Origin of the sequence: Ensifer sp. ENS08 (genome assembly GCF_014852195.1) — a bacterium.
GTDB lineage: Bacteria > Pseudomonadota > Alphaproteobacteria > Rhizobiales > Rhizobiaceae > Ensifer > Ensifer adhaerens.
Map to the genome: position 1 here is coordinate 353,169 of NZ_JACVBF010000002.1, position 22,761 is coordinate 375,929.

The window sequence follows — 22,761 nt, forward strand, 5'->3', positions numbered from 1 at the left end:
GGAAGAGCAGGGCCAAAGGCCCAAGGCATTGATAAGCTTCGCATTCGCCAACGGCGCCCGTGCGTCTCGCCAGGTCGCCATGGCATTCTGAAGAGCTGCAGGGGCTCGCGATCAAGGGAAACCTGCAGAGTTGCGACGCGTTTCAGCGTCGCTTGAGCACGACATACGCATTCACGACGTCATTCGCATCGATTGCTCGAGGCCGGAGGGGATTGTGAAGGAAAAGTCGAGGTTACTGCCAGCGGTGCTGGCTGCCATGCTGGCCGCATCCGTGGCGCTGCCTGCCACTGCCGCCGATCTGGTGATCGCCATGCCGAACTGGCCGTCGGGCCAGGCGACGGCCAATATCCTGAAAGTGGGCATCGCCAAGAAATTCGGGCTCGATGCCGAGGTCAAGGAACTCGGCACGCTCAATGCCTTCGTCGGTTTCGAGGCGGGCACGGTCGACATTCAGCCTGAGGTCTGGCGACCGAACTTCGAAGACGTCGTGCGCAAATACGTGACCGAAAAGGGGGTCGGCCAGCTGACCGAACGCAGCGTGCCGGCCTGGCAGGGCCTTTGCGCCACGCCGGAAGCGGCCAAGACGATCAAGTCGGCCGCCGATCTCAGCGACCCCGAAAAGACCAAGGTCCTCGACACCGACGGCGACGGCAAGGGCGAGATGTGGATCGGCGCCGCCACCTGGCTTTCGACCGGCATCGAGCGGGCGCGGGCGGCCGGCTACGGCTACGACAAGACGCTGACGCTGTTCGAGGCGGAAGAGGAGGTGGCGATGGCTGCCGTCGATGCGGCCGTCGCGACCGAGAGGCCGATGGTGTTCTACTGCTACGCGCCGCATCACGTGTTCGAGCTGCACCCGATCGCACGGCTCGAAGAGCCGCCGCACGATGCCGCCAAGTGGAAGATCTTGCCGCCGAGCGACCCGCTCTGGGTGTCGAAATCCAGCGCCTCGACCGCCTGGCAAGCGGCACATTTCCAGATCGCCTATGCCACTGCCTTCGGCAAGAAACACCCCGATGTCGCGAAGTTCCTGGAGAAGGTGGATTTCTCGCCGGAGGAAGTGACGAAGATGAGCTACGCGCTGGAGGTCGAGCGGCAGGCGCCGGCCGATTACGCGAAGAAATGGGCCGAGGACAACGCGGCGCGCATCGACGGGTGGGCCAAGCCATGAGCGGACGTTCTGACGACAATCGCCTTGCCGGCACGGAACGGCCCCTGTGGACGCGGCGCAGGCTCGGTGTCGCGGTGCTTGCCGCCGCCCTTACGCTCGGGCCGCTCGCCGCATGGGCTCAGACGCAGATCTACGACGCCCGCACCAAGAAATGGGTGAACTACGACAAGAAGAAAGCGCGGCAGTATTTCGCCCGCAACAATCAGCTGCCAGAGGCGTTCCGCCGCCAGGTGGTGACCTTCCGAACGGCGGAACAGCCGGGCACGATCATCATCGACGGCAATCAGCACTTCCTCTACCTGGTGCAACCCGGCGGCCAGGCGATCCGCTACGGCATCGGCGTCGGGCGGGAGGGCTTCGGCTGGGCCGGCATCGTGCGCGTCGGGCGCACGGCCGAATGGCCGACCTGGACGCCGCCGGCCGAGATGGTGGCGCGCGACCCGAATGCGGCGAAATGGGCGGCCGGCATGCCCGGCGGGCCGGACAATCCGCTCGGCGCCCGCGCGCTCTATCTCTACGAGGGCGACCAGGACACGATCTACCGCATCCACGGCACGGTGGAGCCCTGGACGATCGGGCTCGACGTTTCCTCCGGCTGCATCCGCATGAACAATGACGACGTCATCGATCTGCATTCGCGCATCGAGATCGGCGCCAAGGTGATCGTGCTGATGCAGGGGGCAGCGCTCTACAAGGGCGTTTGAGGCAGTATAGGCAAGACGGGTCGCTTGAGAGCGGCGCGTCGGCGCAGGCACCTTGCGGGCGCCAGGAAAGAACCGATCGGCCGCCGGGGACACGCGTGGCCGATCGCGCGAAGAAACAGGGACAGAAGATGCGAAGGGGAGGATACGTGGTGAGCGAGGGGATATTGCGTATGAAAGGCCTTGTTCTGGCGCTGGCGGCCACGGCTGCGATCAGCGGTTGCCAGTCCGCACCCAAGCCCGAGGATATGGCGCGCACCAGCCTGCAGACGGCGCCGGCTGATCTGCAGCTTCTGTGTGCCCATGCGGCCGCCGGTGCTGCCCAGGTCGACAGCGCCAAGGTCTTGCCGACCAGTTCGCGGGCGCTCGATGCCGCCTCCTACAGCGTCGACCTCGACGCCGCCGGCCGCAAGTTCACGTGCATCGTCGACACCGCCGGCAGCGTGAAGTCGGTCACGCCGGTCTAGCAGACAACCCGGCCGCGGCCATGCTGCCGGCCGTCAATCACCAATATTGAACAGCGTCGAAGGATCGGCAACGACGGGCGCTGCGTAGAAGGTCAGGCGCGCCGCGTCCATCAGCAGCAGCGGCTGGTCCATCTCGACCGCAAGGCTGGTGATCCAGTCCTGGAAGTCGCGCACGCGGTCGGCGTAATCGGCCGAAACATCGTGTGCTTCGGACGGGTCGGCGCCAAGATCGAAGAGTTCGACCTTTTGCGGCAGCGTCGCCTTCCAGACGAGCTTCCAGTTGTCCCGGCGCACGGCGCCGCCCATGGGGTCGACGTTGTAGACAACCTCGGTGCGCGGCGTCGGCTTGCCCTCGCTCAAAGAGGGCCAGAGGTTGATGCCGTCGAGCGGCTGGTTCTTGTCGAGCGTCGCGCCGACGATCGCTGCCAGCGTCGGATACATGTCGACCACATGGACCATGCCTGCGACCTTGCCGGGCTTGATCTTCTTCGGCCAGTTGGCAAGCGCGACCACGCGGGTGCCGCCCTCGTAGAGCGTGCCCTTGCCGTCGCGATAGGGGCCGTTGTCGGCCGGCAGCCCGCCGCTCACCTTGCTGTCGCCGGCAAAGAGCGAACTCGTCACACCGCCATTGTCGCTGTGAAAGACGATCATCGTGTTGTCGCGCATGCCGCGTTTTTCGAGCGACGCCAGCAGCTTGCCGATACCGTCGTCGAGCACGGAGATCATCGCCGCATAGGCACGGCGGTTCTTGTCGGCGATGTGCTTGTAGCGCTCGAGATAGTCATCAGGCGCCTGGAAGGGCGTGTGCGGCGCGGTGAAGGCGAGGTAGAGGAACAGCGGGCTTGAGGGGTCGTGGCTTTCGACCACCCGGGCTGCCTCGTCGCCGATCAGCGTGTTGTCGAAACCGGTCTCCTCGAGCGGCCTGTTGCCACGGTACCAGTCCTTCACCCCATGGGAGGCGTGCTTGAAGTGGTCGATCTCGCCGACCAGCGCGCCGTAGAAGGTGTCGAAGCCGCGCTGCTTGGGCCAATATTCCGGCTTGGCATGGCCGAGATGCCACTTGCCGACCAGTGCGGTTCTGTAGCCGGCATCCTTCATGACCTGGGAAAGCAGGTATTCGTCGAGCGCCAGCCCGTAGGAGCCGGGCGAGGGGATCACGCCCGTCTGCAGGCCATAGCGCAGCGGGTAGCGGCCGGTGAGGAAGGCTGCGCGCGTCGGCGTGCACATCGGCTGGGTGTAGAACTGGTCGAAGGTTACGCCGGTCGCCGCCAGCCTGTCGAGATTGGGTGTGTTGATGTCCGAGCCGCGGAAGCCGACATCGCCCCAGCCGAGATCGTCAGCGATGATGTAGACGATGTTCGGCGCCGTCGCGCCGGCTGCTTGCGCCGCATTCGGGGCAAGAGCCGCAAGGCTCGCCGGCAGCCCGGCGGCAACGGCGATCGCCGCACTGCTCATGAGAATGTCGCGCCGGGTCAGGCCGACTTCCGGATCCGCCTCAGCCGTCTTGCCGCCGCATGCGTTTGCACGGGCGTTGTTCGCTTGCAGTTCAGACATGCGCACCCCTGGAAATGCGACCCGACCGGACAGCGGATCTTTTATTCGATTTTTCTAATATCTGCACCTTCCGGTAGCGCCGTCAATTAACATTGTCGTGGTGGCAAAGGGGTCAAATGGCGCGTCGTTGACGGCCTATCGACGGCTGTATCGTTGAGCTGTCGCGGCACTGTCAACGATAATTTTCATGGAATTAAGCTTTGTGCAGTGCAAATAAATAATGCTGCAGTGCAAATATTATTCGGGCGAATTGCGTTGTTTGGTCAGTATATTTTCCAGAACTTCTTCCAAGTTTGGAAAATATGTGCTCTCATAGGTTTAGTTGGAAGGAGGACATGCCATGCTCTCGTTCTTCGAGCACTTTGCACTTTTCGACGCCTTGATCGTTGCGGCGATCTGCACGCTTCTGATCCTGAGTTACTTCAGCCGCGAGGCCTGAGGGCGCGGGGAAGCAAAACGGGATCCGTGGACGACCCGGAGGGGTTCCAATGGCGCGGGCGCTTCAAGCTTGCCGTCGCTGAACCGCGACAACACGTGGCGTCGTGCACTTCGATCTGCATGGCTTTACGGTCGTAGCGCTGAACCGGCTCAAGCCGTGCGCCTTGCCGAGACATGCAGCCAGCGGGTTGGTTCGCCGTCATAGCCGCTTCCATCGGCCTCGCTGATGTCAGGCTCGGGCCAGCCGGCGTCTTCGAAGCAGGCGCGCAGCCATTCGGCTGAGGGGTAGTTGAAGTAGCGGCCGAAGCGGTCGTGGCCTTCCGTCTCGCCGGCCTTGAAACTCGCCTGCAGAAGACCGCCCGGCTTCAGCGTCCGGCGAATGCGTGTGAGCACGTCGGCAAGCTCCGTGCGCGGCACATGCAGAAGCGAGGCCTCGGCCCAGATGCCGTCGAACCGTCCTTCCCAAACGATCTCCTGAAACGTGATGACCTCGACCTTGCGGCCGATGCGCACTTCGGCTTCCCGCGCCAGTTCCGCCGAACCGTCGCAGGCGCTGACGTCGAAGCCATGGTCCAGCAGAACAAGGCTGTCATGCCCGCCGCCGCAGCCGAGATCGAGCACCGAGGCGCCGGGGGCGAGACGGGCCATGAAGGCCGCGAGACGGGTTGCCGGCGGCTTGCGTTCGCGCGCCGCATAGGTGGCGGCATTGTCGCGATAGAAGGCGAGGGTGTCGTCGTCGGGTTTTGTCATCGATGCTTTCTGGGCGTTGGCGCCGGCGTGGGAAGGGCGATTGCCTTGGGCTGCGAAATCCGTTCCGTCAGCGTTTCGCCATGGGTCGTTTTTCTCCGTTCGAAGCCCGAGAGCAGATTAGACGAAGATGGCGGCAGGCGGAGCAAAAAATATCGGCATGCTGCGGTTAAAGCGGGCTGATCGACAGGCCTGACGCTTCCGGATAAGCATGTGGCAGTTGTCCTCAGCCGGAACCTTCAATGGCCGATCTCCCCATTCTCCTGACCTTCGTTGCTGCACTCTTCGTTCTGGAGATCACGCCCGGTCCGGACATGATGCTGGTGCTCGCCCGCGGGATCGGGCAGGGGCGCCGGGTGGCGCTGCTAACGGTGGTCGGCATGATCTTCGTCGCCGGCGTCGTGCAGGTAGGCCTGCTGGTCCTCGGCGTCGCCTCGCTGCTGAAGGCCTATCCCGCCGGGCTCATGCTTCTGCAGTGGGTGGGGGCCGCCTACATGCTCTATCTCGGCGCGCGCATGGTCTGGTCGAGTTTCGGCGATGCGGCCGAAAGCAAGCGGCTGGCGGCGACCGAGGTGTCGGACTGGCGCGCGGTCCGCGAGGGAACGATCAACAGCCTGACGAACCCGAAGTCGCTGCTCTTCATGTTCGCCTTCCTGCCGCAGTTCGTGGACCCGACCGCCGGCCCCGTTTGGCTGCAGCTTGCCGTGCTCGGCATCGTGCAGAAGCTTGCCGGCATCCTTTCGCTCGGTTCGGTAGCGCTTGCTTCGGGAACGGTCGGGCAGGCGCTTTATCGTTTTCCGCGGCTGCTCGTCTGGCAGCAGCGTTTTACCGGCGCCGTCATGCTGGGGCTCGGCTTCCGCCTCCTGTTTGCAGGCAACGCCGGCGCGCCGGCGGTCAAAACGTAAGGCGGTGCTGTCCCCGCTGGGCGGGGACAGCACTTGAAAGACGTTGCTTGACGGCAGAGTGCCTAGGTCTTCTGCCGCGTCGTGTCGATTGGCCGGGTCTGGAGCCGGCAATGCCTACGGTCTTACTTGGCTGCCTGGGTCGTGCCGAGCACGTAGTCTCCGTCCCAGTGCCAGATCTGCTTGTCGTCAACCGTGACCTTCACGATCGCCTGGAAGCCAGCTAGCGTGCCGCTGCCGGCGTGGAACGCACAGGTGCCGAGCGGCGGCTTGGCCGTATCGTAGACGACGCAGTATCCGAGCGCCGAATCGCCGTTTCCGACAGCGATGACGGCGGTGCTGCTGGAGAAGAGGGGATTGGCGACCACCGGTCCATAGTAGAGGATTTTGCTGCCAGCCGGGATCGCTTCGAGGTTCGATTCCGTAATGGTGCAGAAGCTCGGGGTGTCGCCGGTGAACTGGCTGCACTCCTTGGCGATCTTGAGGGGTTGCGTCTCCGGCGCTGCGGGTGCCGCCGGCGCCGCTTGTGCCAGCGCCAGGGCGGCGCCAGCCGACAGGATAAACAGTCTGCTCATGGCCTAGTCCCTCCGGTCGAATTGAGGGGAGAAATTTTACGCTTCGCCTCCTTCTCCGGCAATTTGCCACTTTGGGTTATCAGGCGCCGGGTGCCGCTGCCGGCGCAAGGACAAGCGGACGACGGGCGTCTGTGCGATTGGGGCCAAGCGGCGCGAGCGTAGCGGTTGAGCAGATGGCTTGCTTAACCTCATGGCGCGTGGCATTCGGCTCAAGCTGACGTAACGTCAGGTCCTAGACGTAACGTGCGCGGAGCCCCAAAAGCCCGAAAAGCGCACGGAATTAGGTCAATAATATTGACATAAATCGGTCGTCATGGTCCTGTCGCATCACCGTCCAGTGCATCCTTCCTTCCAGGGGGATCGCCCGAAGCGGAAAGATGCTCTAAACAAAAAACCAGAGCGTGCTTTGTGCGTTCATGCGAACGCACGGCGCTCTAGAATGACGCGGGAGGAAGCGGAGAACCGCTTTCCGCTTATAATCTCTGAGGAAACACCCCATGCTGGATTGGGAACATATCTTCGCGACGCGCTCGAACCGGATGCGCGCTTCGGAAATCCGCGAACTGTTGAAGCTGCTCGATCGCCCCGACATCATCTCGTTTGCCGGCGGCATTCCCGATCCCGCGCTGTTTCCGGATGCGGAATTCAAGGACGCCTATGCGGAGATCTTTTCCGGCCCGGCCGTGAGTGCCGCACTGCAGTATTCGGTCAGCGAAGGCTACAAGCCGCTGCGCGAATGGCTTGCCAAGCAGATGGCCGATCTCGGCATTCCCGCCGGCGCCGACAACATCTTCATCACGTCCGGTTCGCAGCAGGGCCTCGACTATCTCGGCAAGCTGTTCCTGTCGCCGAACGATACCGCACTTGTCACCTGGCCGACCTATCTCGGCGCGCTGCAGGCCTTCAACGCCTATGAGCCGACCTACGACCAGCTGAACCCCAACGGCAACCGCACGCCGGAAGCCTACCGTCAGGCGGCGGGCGAGGCGGGCGGCCGCGTCAAGTTTGCCTATCTCTCGGCCGACTTCGCCAACCCGACCGGCGAGACCGTCGACCGGGCCGGCCGCGAGCGCGTGCTGACGCTCGCCGAAGAGCTCGACATTGCCGTCATCGAAGACGCGGCCTACCAGTCGCTGCGCTATGACGGCGAGCCGGTGCCGCCGATCCTGGCGCTCGAAATCGCCAAGAAGGGCGACATCAACAACACCCGCACGATCTATTGCGGCTCGTTCTCGAAGACGCTCGCTCCCGGCCTTCGCGTCGGCTGGGTCTGCGCCTCGGAAAAGGTGATCCGCAAGCTCGTGCTCTTGAAGCAGGCAGCCGATCTGCATTCCTCGACAATCAACCAGATGGCGATCTGCACCGTTGCCGAGCGCGGCTTCGATGAGCAGGTGGCGAAGATCCACCGGGTCTACAAGCAGCGCCGCAACGCCATGCTCGCAGCGCTTGAAAAGTACATGCCCGAGGGCGTGTCCTGGACGAAGCCGGAAGGCGGGATGTTCGTCTGGGTGACGCTGCCAAAGGGCATGGACGGCGCCGCACTGCTTGCAAAATCGATCGAGACCGCCAAGGTCGCCTTCGTTCCCGGTCGCGCCTTCTTTGCCGATGGCTCGGGCGAAAACACCCTGCGCGTTTCCTTCTCCTGCGCCAACGATCAGATGATCGACGAGGGCATCCGCCGGCTCGGCGACCTCATCCGTGGCGAAGTTGCGGCTCTGGCGGCTTAAGGCTTCGTCAGACCTTCTTCATTTTGAGAAACGCGCTTGCCCCTGCGGGCGCGTTTTTCTTTTGGCTGGTAAAACCTTCGTGTTTTAGTCAAGATGACGCATTGATCGAAGCGGGGCCTTCCGATAGTTAGAACGTGACATGACCGGGCCACCCCCGGCCACGTAAGCGTTAACGTCACTCAACGCGTATGATCGAACGGCCAGAAGCGGCTTCGATCTGCGCGACTGTGTCCTGCGGATCGAGCTTTTCTAGGCCCTCCAAAGGATGCAAATGGACAATTCTCCCAACTATTCCCATCTCCCGACGCCGCGCATCGAGCGTGTTCGCCATGAGCTGAAGCGCCGCTCGCTCGTCGTTTCCGGCATCGAGCGGGTGACGCCGGGCATGCTCCGGATCACGCTTTCCGGTGAGGATCTCGCCGACTTCGTCAGCCTCGGGGCGGATGACCACATCAAGATCTTCGTGCCCGGCGCAAACGGCACCGAAGAGCGCCGGGACTATACGCCACGGCGCTACGACACAGACGCGCGCGTTCTGGCGCTCGATTTCGCGTTGCACGAGGCTGGCCCCGTGACCGCCTGGGCAATGGCGGCCTCCGTGGGGGACAAGCTCGAGATCGGCGGGCCGCGTGGTTCGGCGGTCGTGTCTGGAGATTTCACGCGATGGCTGCTGATCGGCGACGAGACGGCGCTGCCGGCGATCGGGCGGCGGATCGAGGAGACGCCGGCGGGGCATCAGATCACCAGCGTCGTCGCGGTCACCGGGCTGGACGAGCGGCAGAAATTCCGCACCAAGGCGGCGCTCACCACCCATTGGGCCTATCGCCCGCTCGATCAAGCGCACGATCCGGCAGCGCTGCTTGCCGTCGTGCGTCAAGTGGCGCTCGAGCCCGGCACCTTCGTCTGGATCGCGGCCGAAGCCGCAGTCACCCGGGCGATCCGCACCCATCTCGTCGAGGAGCGCGGCTTGCCGCTCAGCTGGCTGAAAGCCTCCGGCTACTGGGTGAAGGGCAAGGCCGACAGCACCGAGAAGTTCGAATAGACATCACGCTTTCCGGTGCCTTTGCTCGGGCATCACGACGGGAACGCTCGGCCGGCGGATCAAAAGATCCGCGCAGGCCCTGCTGCGGTTACCTCAGGCGCGCCTCTCTTGAGGGGCGCCCGCCGCCCTCATGCCGGCGGAACAAGGCCGGGAAAACATGTCGTGGGCTCGGGTGCGCAATTGCCTTGTCGCGGAGAGTCAGGTCATTTCGCATCTTTGGGCGACGTCGATCCGATCACGCGGATCGACTGGTGCCATCAATGGTTCACTTCGAGGGCAGGGCAGGCTTGGACCTCATCGACGATCAAGCGCAATCCGATCAACCGACGCCGCGCATGTATGCCTGGGCGCGCAATTCAGCGGCCTATCGGCTGGCGCGGCAGATGCTGACGGAAAAGCAGCTCTTCGACGCCATCTCGCGCAAGGCGCGGGAGAAGTTCGAGGATATCAGCGTGAACCAGGTGGAGCTGCTGGCGGCTGCGGCCGTGACCTTTGCGTATGACAATGGCGCGCTCAACGACAAAGCTTATGCCGAGATCAAGACCCGCTCGGCCATGCGCGGTGGCAAGTCGAAGCGGGCGATCGCCCAGAAGCTGTCGGAAAAGGGCGTCGCGCGGGACGCCGTCGCTGCGGCGGTGGCGGAAGCCGACGATCTCTATGCGGCCGTCGTCTTGGCGCGAAAGCGCGCCTTCGGGCCGTTCCGCAAAGCGGCGCTCGACGAGAAGCGTACGGCCAAAGAGCTCTCCGCCTTTGCCCGGGGCGGCTTCAGCTTCGAACTGGGCAAGCGGGTCTTTGCGATGTCGGTCGACGAGGCCGAGGACATTTTGTTTGCAGGCCGCTCGCTCTGACCCAAGGGGGCAGGTCGTGTTGTCTGATTGGTCTTCCTGTTCGCCTGGGTCAGGCCTCAGGCGATCGGCAAGGACCTTGCGGCCGCGGGGGCGGGCATGCTGGCGCTCGCCCTGATCTCCGGCATCGTCCAGTACGCGCTTGCCTTCTGGCTCTACCTGATCGGCCTCAAGCGCCTGCCGGCGAGCACGGCTGCGCTGTTCCTGACCCTGACGCCCGTCTTCGGCATCGGCGGCGCGGCGTTTTTCCTCGGCGAAGCGGTGACGCCGTGACAGGCGATCGGCATGCTCATCATCGTCGCATCGGTTGCCGTCGCGTCGCAGGTCGCCCGGAAGTGACGTGGATGCGGGCGAGGGGATAAAGGAAGCGACGGCGGAAGAGCGGCAGGAAACGTTACCCGCGCTTCAGCGCCGGATCGTCCATCGCCGGATTGTAGAATAGCGAAAGCGTCAGGCTGCGGGCGATGCGTTCGGCCGTGGCCATGAACCAGGCCTTGGCCTCGCCGTTCGGGGCGATGTCGTCGAGCGTCGTGGAAAAGAGATCAAGCCATTTCGGAAAGAGATCCGGCGTCATGTTGGCGACGCCGACATGCGCCTGCACCGGCTTGCCGCCATAGGCGCCGTTGCGGAAGGCGACGGCCGACCAGAAGCTCTTCATCTTGTCCATGTGCTCCGGCCAGCGGCCGGAAAGCCTGGCGTCGAAGACGGGGCCGAGTTCGGGATGGGCGAGCACGCGGGCGTAGAAGGTCTCGACGAGACGATCGATGAAGGCCGCATCGATGCCGATCGCCTTCATCTCGGCTTCCGCTCGTTCGCGGATTGCTGCGACATGAGCGGCGCGGCCCTGCAAGTCGTTGTCGTCCATCCCGATGTCCCTGTCTCAATGCCCATGTCTCAGGCCCAGGCCCTTATCTTTGGCGTCTTGCATATAGGCATGCGGGGGCGTCGCGCCAGAGGCCGAAGGGGCGATTGCGTCAATCTGTCAGAGGTTACGCTGGGTGAGTTTTGCCAGTGCTGTTCTACCCGGGCTTGCAACGGATTGCCCGCGTCGCGCGTCTCAGTAACGGTTGCGAGCCGGCACGTCGTAACTGTTACGTACTTGGACACCCACCCCCGCACGCGCATCATCCGCCCGGTCCTCGACAGCAGTGCATTTCCGATCGCCTTAACTAGGAGAGTACGATGAGCATGCATGACGATAACAAGGCTGCGCCAGCGATGGCCGAGAATGGGGTAACGGATGTCAGCCGCCGCGATCTCCTTCTCAGTGGAACAATTTTTGCAGCCGCGTCGCTGGTGGCAGGCGCTGCTTCGGTAAGCCCTGCCAAGGCGCAATCCTCTTCTTCCGCGAGCGGCAAGCCGCCAAACATCCTCGTCATCTTCGGCGACGATATCGGCATTCCGCAGATCAGCGCCTACACGATGGGGCTGATGGGCTATCGCACGCCCAACATCGACCGTATCGCCGCCGAAGGCGCGATCTTTACCGACAGCTACGGCCAGAACAGTTGTACGGCGGGCCGCGCCTCCTTCATCCTCGGCCAGGAGCCTTTCCGCACCGGGCTCTTGACGATCGGCATGCCGGGCGACCCGCACGGCATCCAGGACTGGATGCCGACAATCGCCGACGTGTTGAAGACCAAGGGCTATTCGACCGGCCAGTTCGGCAAGAACCACCTCGGCGACCGCGACGAGCATCTGCCGACCGCACACGGCTTCGACGAGTTCTTCGGCAACCTCTACCACCTCAACGCCGAGGAAGAGCCGGAAGGCTACTTCTATCCAAAGGACCCGGAGTTCAAGAAGAAGTTCGGCCCGCGCGGCGTCATCAAGTCGAGCGCCGACGGCAAGATCGAGGACACCGGTGCGCTCAACACCAAGCGCATGGAAACGATCGACGAGGAATTCCTGACGGCTGCCAAGGATTACATCGACCGGCAGGTGAAGGCCGACAAACCGTTCTTCTGCTGGTTCAACTCGACCCGTATGCATGTCTTCACCCACCTGAAGCCGGACTCGCTCGGCAAGACCGGCAAGGGCATCCATGCCGACGGCATGGTGGAGCATGACGGTCACGTCGGCCAGCTCCTGAAACAGCTCGACGATCTCGGCATCGCCGAGAACACCATCGTGCTCTACACCACCGACAACGGCGCGGAACTGGCGCTGTGGCCGGACGGCGCGCAGACGATGTTCCACGGCGAGAAAGGCACGACCTGGGAAGGCGGCTTCCGCATTCCGATGATGGTGCGTTGGCCGGGCGTGGTAAAGCCGGGCACGCAGATCAACGACCCGGTGACGCTGATGGACTGGCTGCCGACCTTTGCGACCGCCGCCGGCATCGCCGACGTCAAGGAAGAGATGAAGAAGGGCTTCAAGGGCACGTCGAAGACCTTCAAGGTGCATCTCGACGGCTACGACCTGACGGGGCTGTTGAAGGGCGAGGCGAAGGAGCCGCCGCGTGACTCGGTCTATTACTTCGACCAGGGCGGCAACCTCAACGCTATCCGCTGGAACGACTGGAAGCTGAGCTTCGCCCAGGCGAGCCACGGCAACATCGCGACGGCCACCCGTGAGGTGCCGAGCTGGGCCGTCATCGCCAACCTGCGCATGGACCCCTACGAGCGCGGCATGGAAGACGGCGGCGGGGCGATCGAGTTCCTCGCCCGCAACATGTGGCTGCTGGTGCCGATCCAGGGCAAGATCAAGGAGTTCTTCGCCGACTTCAACGATTATCCGTACCAGGCCGGCAGCACGCTGAACGCCAGCGGCATCAACTATGGCTGGCTGGCGCAGCAGGCAGCGATGAAGCGGCTGGGCGAACTGGAAAGCCTGGCGCCGCGGTAAAGAGCGGAAAGACTCCGCCGCCGGCGACCGCTGGCGGCGGGACGCAAAGCGCCGGCGGCTTGTAAAAAGGCCGCCACCTCTTGCCGCGGGTCAAGGTCCGGCGGCATCCCTTGCGTAATTCCTTGCGTTCGATCGCAAAAAGGAGCGTGCGATGTGCCTGCGGAGTCTGCGTGCCCTTGCCCTACACACGGCGATCCTGGTGGCGTTGCCGACAGTGGCGCCGGCACAATCGGTGCTGACTCAGGCCATACGCACGAGCGAGGCGCAGGAGCCAGCGCTGATCCATGCCGACCAGCAGTCCGCGGCGCAACAGAAGCTCGATACGCTTTATGCCAGGCTGGGCAAGAGGCCGAACATCGTCTGGCTCGTGGTTGATGACATGGGCTATGGCGACCCCGGCGCCTATGGCGGTGGAGCGGCGATCGGCGCTGCGACACCCAACATGGACAGGTTGGCGCGCGAGGGCCTGAGGCTCACCTCGGCCTATTCGCAACCCACCTGCACGCCGACGCGCTCGGCGATCCTGACGGGCCGGTTGCCGGTTCGCACCGGCCTGACGCGACCGATCCTTGCCGGCGACAAGATCACCAAGAACCCCTGGGCCGACGAGATTTCCCTGCCGACGCTGCTTGGCGGGGCAGGGTACAAGAGCGTGCTCTCGGGCAAGTGGCATGTGGGCGAAAGCGAAGGCATGCGGCCGCACGAGGTCGGGTTTGACGAGTTCTACGGCTTCTACGAGGCCGAGAAGGAAATCACCCAAGGGGTCGACAAGCGGCGTTACCCCGATCTGGTGCTGAACCCCGAGCGGCTGGCGATGCTGAGGAAGACCGGATCGAGCACGGCGCTGGTACAGGCGGTAAAGGGCGGGCCAGTCAAGAAGGTCGAAGAGATCGACAGCATCGAGAAGATGGCCGAAGGCGATCGGATGCTCAAGGAATTCACGGTGAAGAAGATCAAGGAGCTTGCGTCGGGAACGGCGCCGTTCTTCCTCGAACACTGCTTCATGAAAGTGCACGCCGACAATTTCGCCTCCAAGGCCTTCGAAGGCAAGAGCGGCAGCAAGTACCCCTACAAGGACGACGTGGTGGAGGTGGATGCCTATATCGGCGAGATCGTCGATGCGCTCGATCAGGCCGGCGTCCTCGACAATACCTTCATCTTCGTCACCTCCGACAACGGCCCGCAGCTCGATAGCTGGCCGGACAGCGGCTATACGCCGTTTCGCGGCGCCAAGGGATCGGCCTGGGAGGGCGGCATCCGCATCCCGGCGATCGCCTACTGGAAGGGCATGATCAAGCCCGGCCGCGAAAGCGACGAGCTCTTCGACCTGATGGACCTCTTCAACACGTCGCTGAGCCTTGGCGGCATCAGAGACAAGGTGCCGGTCGACCGCTACATCGACGGCATCGACCAGACCTCGTTCCTGCTTGCCGATGACGGCCGTTCGAACCGCGAGAAGGTGTTCGTCTGGAACGAGCAGAACCTGATGGCGATGCGCATGTACGAGTACAAGATCCACGTGAAGGTGGTGGAAACCAAGGCCCAGTGGCTGAACATCGACATGACGACGGTGAGCGACGTCGGCCTCGCGCCCTGGCTGTTCAATCTCTACATCGATCCGAAGGAGGAATATCCCGTCGGCCACCGAATGAACGCCTTCCTCGCCTCGATGCTGGCCGAGATGAAGGCGCATGCCGCCACCTTCAAGAAATACCCGGCGAAGAACATCGGGCTCGGGCAGTGAGCGATCCGGTACATAACGGCAGACGTCGTGGATTTTCAGTGGACGCGGCGGGGACTTTCAGGCGCCGCGCCGTCGCCGTGAGGTCCGATCGCGACTTCGTCTTGCCGCCGTGAGAGGGGCAGTTGAGATAGCGCTTTCGCGATTGCGCCCAGCGACACCACATCCTAGTTTCCCGCCAAATCTGCCGGGAGCTGAACCATGCGAATTCGACCTGCGGTCAAGGACGACCATCCGGCGCTTTGCGCGATCGACAGCGTTGCGGCCGACGATCTGAAGCGACGCGCCGACATTGCCGACTGGATCCAGCAGGGCTGCTGCCATCTCATCGAGATCGAGGGGGAGGCTGCCGCCTATGGCGTGCTGACCCACCACTTCTTTGGCCAGGCCTTCATCGAAATGCTGATGGTGGGGACGTCCTGGCGCCGGCGTGGTCTGGCTGGGACGCTGATCGCCCACTTTCAATCCATGTCGTCGGGCGCGAAACTCTTCAGCTCGACCAACATGTCGAACCGTCCGATGCAGGACCTGTTGGTCAAGGCGGGGTTCCGGCCGAGCGGCTACATCGACAATCTCGACGAGAACGATCCGGAGATCGTGTTCTACAGCCCCCCAAGTCGAGCGTGACCTGAGGGGCTGGATAGCGTGGGGCTCAGGCGGCCGCGCCGAGCTCGGCGAGGTGGCCGGCGAGGTCGGTGCCCCGACCGGCGGCGTTGATCGTGTCGAAATATTCGTGCCAGCCGGATTGGGCGATGCCGGCGACGAGGGCTTCGAGTGCTGTCGCGTCCGGGCAGCGCCAGACGGCGAAGAAGGTCTGCGATGCCGCATGCAGCTTCGACTGGTCGACCTTGCCGAAGGTGATGAGCTCGACGCCGAGCGCCGACAGGCCCGGCATGGCGGAGCCGATCGCGGCCAGGAACTGCTGGCGCCCCTGACGGGGAAGGGCGAGCCACGCCGGCTTGGCGCTGTAAAGTTCGGTCAGGTAGTGAGGCATAGTCTGCTTTCTTGTTGTCAGTCTGAGGTTATGCCATTCCGGGCGCTCTCAAGCGTTTCCGGAACTGGATCTGGTGGGGATGGATCGAAGCGCGCGGCGACAGATGCGCGATGTCGCGGGTCCTGAGCTTTCGGCGGACCAGCGTGCCGCCAGCGCCTGGACCCACTCGGGCCGATCCTTGGCCGCATCGTTCAGCCAGTTGCCGACCGAATCCTGCACGTAAGGTGAGGGATCGGCGCGCAACGGCTCGAGCACGGGCAGCGCGCGTTCGGGTTCTTTCTTGAGCACTGAGAGATGGGCGCACCACACGCCGCGCGGGCGGATGGATTCCGAGGCGAAACGGCGGATGCGCTCGGATGGATCTGATGTCCACTCTGCCGCCAGCAGGGCGATCGCTTGATCCAGATCGGCCGCGAGATGCGGGCGAACGGCGATCCAGGCCCATTCGCGAACACCGAAATGGCTATCGTCGGCCAGCGGCCGGATCGCGGCCAGCCGCTCGGCGAGGGTCATGTTTTCTCTGGCCGCCACCATGAAACAGGCCCAGCCGCGCACCGTGTCCGAGGAATGCTGCTTGAGCGTCTCGAAAGTCGAGGGGCCGAGGCCCTCTCCGATCAGCCGGGCGGCAAGCGGCATGCGCCGGGAGATGCCGGCCGACGCGGCCGATGTCATCTCGGCAAGGGCATCGTCGTCGATGCCGGGCAGGATGTTGCCCATCAGCGCTGCGAAGTCGACCGCGAGGCATTCGGTCAAGGTGATGGCTTGCGCTCCGGCGTTCAGCTGCGCCAGGCGCTCGGCGCCAATGCCGCTGGCGCCGCGTTTCTTGCTCTCGCTCACGTCTGTGTTTCCGGCGTGTTCTTGGGCGTGGCGCCGGTCTCCAGATTTTGCCAGATGCGCTTGAGCAGCCGTTGGAACGTCTGGTGTTCATCGGCGCTGAAACCGGCAAACAGCGAGGCGATCCAGGCGCTGTGTTCGCCCAGCAGATCGCGGGCAGTCCTGCGGCCGGTTTCGGTGAGCATTACCGCGATCTTGCGCCGGTCATTAAGGCCCGAGCGGCGCTCGACGAAGCGATCGCGCTCCAGGCCGTCGAGGAGCCCGGTGATGGTGGCGCGCGTCACGCCGGCGCGATCGGCAAGCTCATGCGGTGACAGGCCCTCGGGTTGATCGTTGAGCAGGAAGAGGATAACGAACTTGCCTTCCGAAAGCCGGTGGGGCGCCAGTCTTGTGGCGCAATCCCGGTCGATCGCGCCTGACAGCGCCAGCAGTTCGAAGCAGGCGCGCATGTTGCCGGTCTCGGCGACCGCACGACGCTCGGCTTCCTGCAACATGGCCCGGTGTTTTTGTTCCAGCATTGTCATAAGGCGACAGATAATAAGGCGCCTAATTAGAGTCAACGGCTTCTTCGTTGTCGGCTGTGGATGGGGCGGCAGACCTGCCCTACCGCCCGATCATCCGCTCCTGCATTTCTTCGCCGATGAAGCAATTGTAGCCCTCACCGAACCGGGCTGCGCGCACCGTTTCGGGCGACAGACGGCTTATCTCCAGGCCGGAGATTTCGATGATCAGCTTGCGCAGGATGGCGCGGGCGAACTCGCCGCTGTCCGTCACCTCCACCAGAAAGGCGCCGTCGCCGCCGATCACGCATTCGCGGTAATAGGCGTCGAGATCGGGGATCGCGGCGGAGTCCGAGGCGGCGTGCGTCTTCAGCATGATCGGCAGGCCGTCGATGGTGATGCCGCGGGCAACGGTGGAATTGCGGGCGACAGGGGCGGGGACGCCGGAATTGTTGGGACCGTCGCCCGAGATGTCGATGACGCGGCGGCTGCCCTCAAAGGGGCTGTAGTCGAACAGCCGTCGGGTGAAGGCCAGCGTGTTGGAGATCGAGGTGAAGGCGATCCGCCGGATCGGCTGCCGCCGCAGCAGCTCGGAATATTGCGAGGCCGTGCCGCGGCCGTCGATCAGCGTCCAGGGCGTGACCTGCACCGCCGAGCCGCCCCATTCGACATAGGTGACGGCGATGCGGCCGACGGGACCATTCTCGATCGCCTCGATGAGGGCGGGCTCCAGGAAGGCCGCGACATAGCCCTGCCGCTGCAGCCGCTGCTCGTCGAGTTCCATGGAATAGGAAACGTCGACGGCGAGCACCAGCTCGAGATCGACCCGGAGCGGTTCGGCGGAAGCACTCCCGCAGAAAAGGCAGACGTAGGCAAGAAGGATCGATCCGAGCTTCATGGTAGCCGATACCGAAGGCGAGCGGGATATCCATGCTACGCCCAAACCGACCTAGCGCAATGCGGGGTCCGGCGATGGATTGGCCGGCTAGGCCCCCTGCGGTTAGGCAAACCTGCCGGCAGGCTCTGGTCGGGTCAGCGGCGCAGCTTCTGCAAAAGCGGTTCCAGCGCCTCGATCAGCGGTTCGGGCGAAACCGGATCGCCGCCTTCCTCCCAAACATTCTGAAACTCGGCGATTTCAAGCCCGACGACTTCGCTCCTGGCAAGGACCGCACAGGCTGCACGCAGGTCATCGAGCGACAGCCCGTTTTCATGCTGGTAGTCGGTGGGCACGATGCCGGGGTTCAGCACGTCGCAGTCGAGGTGGATATAGACCGGTCGGCCGGCGACGGCTTCGGCCAGCCTTCGCGGGAGATTGGCACCGGGACGAATATGCGGAATGCGCTTCGCCTCGATGAGTTCGGCCTCGAAGGGATCGAGGTCGCGCTGGCCGACGAGCACGATATTTTCGATGGAAAGCCCGCCGCCCAGACCGGACTGCCAGAGGCCGCAGGGCCCGGACAGCGCCAGCCCGCCGAGATAGCCGGTGCTGCTGGCCTCGGGCGTATTGAGGTCGGCATGGGCGTCGAACCAGACGACGACCGCATTGCCGTGGTGCCTCGCAAGGGCAGGCAGGGTTGCGAGCGAGACGGCACAGCGGCTGGTCGCTGCCAGCGAAAACGATCCCTCGGCGTAGACCACATCGAAGCGATCTCGCATGCGCTTCAGAGCCGGCATCGCGGCTTCGAGCTCGACCGCCCAGTGGCCGTTCAGCGCCGGTTCCGGATCTCCGACCGTGACCGTTTCGAGGCCGAGTTTTCGGGCGAGATGGGCGGCAACGGACTTCGCGCCGGGAATGCCGAGGTCGTTGTGATCGCCGGCGCGACCCTGAAAGCAGGTGAGGGCAATGGGCATCGATGGCGGCTCCAACTCGCGTTTGCAGCGAACGAAGCACAGAGGCCGTCGATTTGGCAAGGCTGGAAGCCGAACGGCGCAATGCGGTTGCGTCCGTTCGGTATTCCTTCATGCCAGCGTCCTTGCTCGGTGTGCCTTCTATCCGAACACCAGCGAGCGGTGCAGTTGCGCGCCGGCCCAGGCGCCGTCGCCGACGGCAAGCGAGACGGAGTGGGGAACGCGGCCGACGTCGCCGCAGGCATAGGCGCCGGGAATGGTGGTTTCCTTGGCGGCCGTCGCCCGGATCTGCAGGCCCATCGGGGTCTCCTCGATCTCGCAGCCGAAGCGCTCGGCGATGTCGCATGAGGGCGTGGTGCGGGTGGCGACGAAAAGGCCTGCGAAGGGCAGGCGGCGGCCATCCGTCAGCACGACGTCGGCATGGCCTTCGAGCCGTGCGACCGGGGTTTCGTCGATGGTTACGCCGCGCCTGACGAGATCGGCACGGCCTTCGGCGTCGAGGGTGATGGCGCCATTGGTGAAGAAGGTCACCTTGCCCCATTCCGGAATGAGCTGCGCCTGGTGGATCGACATGGGGCTTGCCGCGATGACGGCGATCTCGCCCTGGTTCAGCTCGTAGCCGTGGCAATAGGGGCAATGGAAGGCGCTCTTGCCCCAGCGCTCGGTCAGCCCCTCGATCTGCGGCAGGCCGTCCTTGACGCCGGTTGCAAAGAGCAGGCGCCGGCCTTCGAAGGAGGCGCCGTCAGCGGTGGTAACGAAGAAGGCATCCTGCTTGCCGCTGGCTTTCTCGGCACGGCCGTCGATCCAGGTGAGCGTGGGGTATTTGGAGAGCTGCGCCCGCGCGGTTGCGGCAATCTCTGACGGGTCGATGCCGTCCTGACCGAGGAAGCCATGGGAATGGCTGGCGAAACGGTTGCGGCGAATGCCCTCGTCGATGATCGTCACGCGCCGGCGGGCGCGCAGAAGCTGGAGGGCGGCGGCCACGCCGGCATAACTGCCGCCGATGATGATGACGTCCTGTTGCATGGGTCTTCCTTTCGGTTGGGCGCAGGCCAGCCCACCGGTTTCTTGAACCAGTGTCTCGACCCGGGCTTTGGGCAATAGGGTTCCGGCCGGAAACCGCTTATGCGGTCCCGGTGTAATCGGATGTGTCGGGATCGATCACGTCAGGACGGATCGATCGGCTGCTGTCAGTGCGATCGGAGCCGGTGCCGTCGGGCAAAGTCCTCGGCGAGGTCGGCAAGGGTCACGTGGGCGAACCGGTCGAGCAGCAGCGCCTCGGCCTCCGCAAAGGCGGTATCGAGGGCGGCGTTGACCGCCTGTTCGACGAGGCATTCCGGCATTTCCTGCCGGTTGCCGATGGCAAAGATCGCGGGTTCGCCGAGTGTTTCGTGCAACTGCCTGAGCGTCACGGTCTTGAGATCGGCAGTGATCGCCCAGCCGCCCGCATGGCCGCGAGCGGAGGAAACGATGCCGGCATCGCGCAGGAAACCCATGGTGCGGCGTACGACCACCGGATTGGTGCGCATGCACATGGCAAGCTCGTCCGAGGTCAAGGGCTCGCCGCGCTCGGCCATGTGCAGGAGCGCGTGCAGGACGGAGGAAAGGCGGCTGTCTTTTTTCATGTAACTTCAATTATTACGAATCGAAGTACGATGCAAGCGGTACCTCTAGCTCACGCCTAAAAGTGCCAAGCGACAGAGGCTTGCCTGACGAGGTGCCACTCCTGTTGTCAGCGCATTCGGCTAAGATCGCCGGTATGCCCACCACCGCTCTTCGACTGGGGTCTTCGGTCCGCCGGAAGCTTGTACCGTGAAGACAGACGTTATCGTTTCATAGCTGAAATCCGCGACCACCTCAGTTGCAACAACTTCACAACGTTCTCGATCTTCATCGTCAAAAGCTGAGTCTACTAAGAACTCGAGGACGATATTGTCGTTGTTCCAGCCGCACGTTACGGCCGATATCGTCGGCGGGACTGTTCCGAGCAAGGCGCGTTGCACGCTGAGGAGCAGTCGTTTCTCGCGATCTGACGCTGGCATAAGTACCTTCATTGCTGGGGCGGTTCGAATCTATGACGCCAGATGGATGGCCCCAAAGGGATTGTACTTGAACTCGTCCTCGTCATAGGCGTCGACGGGCAGCAATTGGGCGCCGCGGTGCTTCAGCACCGTCTCGACGCCGTCGCTGAAGACTTCGTCGGCAACGGTGTCGATCAACGCGCTCAAGGCCAGTTCGTCGTCGGAGAGGGTTTTCGGCGCGTAGACTTCGGGTATCCCGACCAGATGGAAGCCGATGCTGTAGAGATGTTCGTCGGTGCCGATCGGCCGCTTGGCAAAGGCGAGGCGGCAGGGGTGGGCAAGTGCAGCGCCTGTTTGGCCTTCGGCGTCGCGAGCAAGCTCTTTCCACCTCTCAACGCCGTGGGCGACGCCGGCGCTCTCGCCCTTGGCGGCGACGATGCCGTTATCGAGGGTGTGGGCGACCAGCCGAAGTGCGATGGCTGAATGTTTGACCGCATCCTCTGCCGTCATCGGCGGGCCGAGCACATAGATGACCGAGCGATGGTCGCTGACGGCCTCTTCGTCGGCTTCGGTCCAGGCACCCTTCTTGACGCGATCCCGGCAGACCTCGAAGGACATCGGCATGCGGTCGTCCGGGGCGTCCTCGGAAAAGGTGTCGTCGATCTCGAAGCCTGGCGCGAGACTCTCGATCGCCGACTGGATCATCTCGCAAAGGTCGGAGAAGGGGCGTTCTCCGCCGAGCAGGCAGAGCACGTGACGTGGTTTGACTTCGGAAAAGCTCATGGTCGCTGTCCCCCGGTGGTTTGGGCGAAGCTGTCGCAGACACCACCACAAGATGCAAGCGGTCAGTGGATGGCTTTCCTAGACGTGCTCCGGACTTTGCCCCCGGGCCGGCTGCCGTGCCCTCGCGACGATGACGATGCCGATGAGCGAGACGACGAGGCCGGCGGCCATGGCCCAGGAGAGGGGCTCGCCGAACATGATAAAGGCCCAGATCATCGTCACGGGCGGGCTCAAATAGAGGATGGCGGTGACGCGGGCGGGCGAGGATTTTTTCAGCGCCAGATAATAGAGGCTCCAGGCGCCGAAGGTGGCGACGAAAACGAGCCAGAGGATACCGCCGACAAAGCCCGGATCGAGCACCGGCAGAACGCTGCCCTCATGCCAGGCAAAGAGCGCGAAGATCGCTGCCGCCGACAGGCACTGGATCGAGAGGCTTTGATGCACCGGCATGGCGCCCGCTGGGCTGCGCTTCTGCAGCAGGGTCGCCAGCGCCAGCGACAGGGTGCCGAGAACCGGCAGGCCATAGGCCCAGAGCGGAACGTTGCCGATATCGAGCGACCAGCCGGAGGCGATCAAGACACCGGTCAGCCCGATGAAGGAGCCGAGCCATTGGCGGGCGGTCAAGGCCTGGCCGAGGACCGGCCAGGAGAGGATGGCGACGGCAAGCGGCAGCATGTCGGTGATCAGCGCCACGAGGCCAGTGGGCACGCCATAGGAGATCGCCAGCGCAAAGCCCGCGAGATAGCCGGACATGGCAAGCGCGCCGAAGAGCATCTGCGGCACGGCGTCCTGCAACCAGATCTTTGGCCCGACCGTCAGGGCGAAGGGCAGCAGTATGAGACCGGAGACGAGGCTGCGCCAGAAGAGGATCAGGAAGAGCGGCGCGTGATCGATGGCGAAGCGGATGCCGACGAAGCCGGCGCTCCAGGAGATCACCAGCGCGGCCTCAAGCAGGATCAGGATGACGACGGCCCACATCCGGTTTGGCTGGCGGGAAGGCAGCGCAGCGACGTCGCTCATATCA

General features: G+C 63.9%; 24 protein-coding genes. 11 read left to right on the top strand and 13 right to left on the bottom strand.

Annotation, left to right across the window (positions count from 1 at the left end; all coding sequences use genetic code 11):
* Positions 1-256 precede the first annotated feature (256 nt).
* From IB272_RS07280 to IB272_RS07290, 3 genes are all read left to right on the top strand, one after another.
* Positions 257-1,171 (top strand): glycine betaine ABC transporter substrate-binding protein, encoded by a 915-nt coding sequence (locus IB272_RS07280; protein WP_034793684.1) that lies wholly within the window; start codon positions 257-259, stop codon positions 1,169-1,171.
* Complete coding sequence (locus IB272_RS07285) at positions 1,168-1,875, top strand: L,D-transpeptidase (protein WP_060582772.1); 708 nt, start codon at positions 1,168-1,170, stop codon at positions 1,873-1,875. Before IB272_RS07280 ends, IB272_RS07285 begins: the two co-directional genes overlap by 4 nt.
* A 170-nt stretch (positions 1,876-2,045) precedes the next feature.
* Positions 2,046-2,339 (top strand): hypothetical protein, encoded by a 294-nt coding sequence (locus IB272_RS07290; RefSeq protein ID WP_226020593.1) that lies wholly within the window; start codon positions 2,046-2,048, stop codon positions 2,337-2,339.
* 33 nt (positions 2,340-2,372) lie between these two features.
* On the opposite strand, the gene IB272_RS07295 is transcribed toward IB272_RS07290, so the two are convergent.
* Both IB272_RS07295 and IB272_RS07300 read right to left on the bottom strand, forming a co-directional pair.
* Entirely contained in the window at positions 2,373-3,893 is a 1,521-nt protein-coding gene (locus IB272_RS07295) for an arylsulfatase (RefSeq protein ID WP_192444248.1), read from the bottom strand.
* A gap of 588 nt (positions 3,894-4,481) precedes the next feature.
* Entirely contained in the window at positions 4,482-5,081 is a 600-nt protein-coding gene (locus tag IB272_RS07300) for a class I SAM-dependent methyltransferase (RefSeq protein ID WP_034792981.1), read from the bottom strand.
* Between the two features lie 239 nt (positions 5,082-5,320).
* On the opposite strand from IB272_RS07300, the gene IB272_RS07305 reads away from it, so the two are divergent.
* The gene (locus IB272_RS07305) at positions 5,321-5,983 is read left to right on the top strand and encodes a LysE family translocator (protein ID WP_113081063.1); all 663 of its coding nucleotides are present in this window, start codon (positions 5,321-5,323) and stop codon (positions 5,981-5,983) included.
* A 122-nt stretch (positions 5,984-6,105) separates the two neighbouring features.
* Here the strand turns inward: IB272_RS07305 and IB272_RS07310 are convergent, their stop codons facing one another.
* Positions 6,106-6,555 (bottom strand): hypothetical protein, encoded by a 450-nt coding sequence (locus IB272_RS07310; protein ID WP_127889166.1) that lies wholly within the window; start codon positions 6,553-6,555, stop codon positions 6,106-6,108.
* A gap of 497 nt (positions 6,556-7,052) precedes the next feature.
* Between IB272_RS07310 and IB272_RS07315 the strand changes: the two genes are divergently transcribed.
* The 4 genes from IB272_RS07315 to IB272_RS07330 all read left to right on the top strand — a co-directional run bounded on the left by IB272_RS07315 (position 7,053) and on the right by IB272_RS07330 (position 10,442).
* Entirely contained in the window at positions 7,053-8,282 is a 1,230-nt protein-coding gene (locus IB272_RS07315) for a PLP-dependent aminotransferase family protein (RefSeq protein WP_034792987.1), read from the top strand.
* 271 nt (positions 8,283-8,553) lie between these two features.
* Entirely contained in the window at positions 8,554-9,324 is a 771-nt protein-coding gene (locus IB272_RS07320; protein WP_113554290.1) for a siderophore-interacting protein, read from the top strand.
* Between the two features lie 260 nt (positions 9,325-9,584).
* On the top strand, positions 9,585-10,172 hold the full coding sequence (gene recX / locus IB272_RS07325) for a recombination regulator RecX (RefSeq protein ID WP_060603666.1): 588 nt from the start codon (positions 9,585-9,587) through the stop codon (positions 10,170-10,172).
* Between the two features lie 27 nt (positions 10,173-10,199).
* The gene (locus tag IB272_RS07330) at positions 10,200-10,442 is read left to right on the top strand and encodes an EamA family transporter (RefSeq protein ID WP_192444249.1); all 243 of its coding nucleotides are present in this window, start codon (positions 10,200-10,202) and stop codon (positions 10,440-10,442) included.
* A 121-nt stretch (positions 10,443-10,563) separates the two neighbouring features.
* Here IB272_RS07330 and IB272_RS07335 read toward each other — a convergent pair whose 3' ends face one another.
* Entirely contained in the window at positions 10,564-11,034 is a 471-nt protein-coding gene (locus IB272_RS07335) for a truncated hemoglobin (protein ID WP_034793003.1), read from the bottom strand.
* Positions 11,035-11,351: 317 nt separating this feature from the next.
* Here IB272_RS07335 and IB272_RS07340 point away from each other — a divergent pair, with 317 nt between their 5' ends.
* The 3 genes from IB272_RS07340 (at position 11,352) to IB272_RS07350 (ending at position 15,384) form a co-directional block, all read left to right on the top strand.
* A complete protein-coding gene (locus IB272_RS07340) occupies positions 11,352-13,016 on the top strand; it encodes an arylsulfatase (protein WP_034793006.1) in 1,665 nt (554 codons plus the stop codon).
* 151 nt (positions 13,017-13,167) lie between these two features.
* Complete coding sequence (locus IB272_RS07345; protein ID WP_192444250.1) at positions 13,168-14,760, top strand: arylsulfatase; 1,593 nt, start codon at positions 13,168-13,170, stop codon at positions 14,758-14,760.
* A gap of 198 nt (positions 14,761-14,958) precedes the next feature.
* Complete coding sequence (locus tag IB272_RS07350; RefSeq protein WP_090294191.1) at positions 14,959-15,384, top strand: GNAT family N-acetyltransferase; 426 nt, start codon at positions 14,959-14,961, stop codon at positions 15,382-15,384.
* Between the two features lie 25 nt (positions 15,385-15,409).
* Here the strand turns inward: IB272_RS07350 and IB272_RS07355 are convergent, their stop codons facing one another.
* The 9 genes from IB272_RS07355 to IB272_RS07395 all read right to left on the bottom strand — a co-directional run bounded on the left by IB272_RS07355 (position 15,410) and on the right by IB272_RS07395 (position 22,757).
* Entirely contained in the window at positions 15,410-15,751 is a 342-nt protein-coding gene (locus tag IB272_RS07355; RefSeq protein WP_034793040.1) for a DUF6616 family protein, read from the bottom strand.
* A gap of 48 nt (positions 15,752-15,799) precedes the next feature.
* The gene (locus IB272_RS07360; protein ID WP_192444251.1) at positions 15,800-16,588 is read right to left on the bottom strand and encodes a DNA alkylation repair protein; all 789 of its coding nucleotides are present in this window, start codon (positions 16,586-16,588) and stop codon (positions 15,800-15,802) included.
* Entirely contained in the window at positions 16,585-17,109 is a 525-nt protein-coding gene (locus IB272_RS07365; protein ID WP_060583211.1) for a MarR family transcriptional regulator, read from the bottom strand. Before IB272_RS07365 ends, IB272_RS07360 begins: the two co-directional genes overlap by 4 nt.
* A 79-nt stretch (positions 17,110-17,188) precedes the next feature.
* Positions 17,189-17,983 (bottom strand): DUF1194 domain-containing protein, encoded by a 795-nt coding sequence (locus IB272_RS07370; protein WP_060583212.1) that lies wholly within the window; start codon positions 17,981-17,983, stop codon positions 17,189-17,191.
* A gap of 134 nt (positions 17,984-18,117) precedes the next feature.
* Positions 18,118-18,936 (bottom strand): arginase family protein, encoded by an 819-nt coding sequence (locus tag IB272_RS07375; protein WP_192444252.1) that lies wholly within the window; start codon positions 18,934-18,936, stop codon positions 18,118-18,120.
* Positions 18,937-19,074: 138 nt separating this feature from the next.
* Entirely contained in the window at positions 19,075-19,959 is an 885-nt protein-coding gene (locus tag IB272_RS07380; RefSeq protein ID WP_192444253.1) for an NAD(P)/FAD-dependent oxidoreductase, read from the bottom strand.
* A 164-nt stretch (positions 19,960-20,123) separates the two neighbouring features.
* Positions 20,124-20,558 carry an Rrf2 family transcriptional regulator gene (locus IB272_RS07385; protein WP_034793085.1) on the bottom strand — a complete coding sequence of 145 codons (435 nt, stop codon included), beginning with the start codon at positions 20,556-20,558 and terminating at the stop codon, positions 20,124-20,126.
* Between the two features lie 447 nt (positions 20,559-21,005).
* Positions 21,006-21,737 carry a hypothetical protein gene (locus IB272_RS07390; protein ID WP_192444254.1) on the bottom strand — a complete coding sequence of 244 codons (732 nt, stop codon included), beginning with the start codon at positions 21,735-21,737 and terminating at the stop codon, positions 21,006-21,008.
* A 78-nt stretch (positions 21,738-21,815) separates the two neighbouring features.
* Positions 21,816-22,757: a DMT family transporter gene (locus IB272_RS07395; protein ID WP_113136383.1), complete on the bottom strand. Its 942-nt coding sequence runs from the start codon at positions 22,755-22,757 to the stop codon at positions 21,816-21,818.
* Positions 22,758-22,761: the final 4 nt, after the last annotated feature.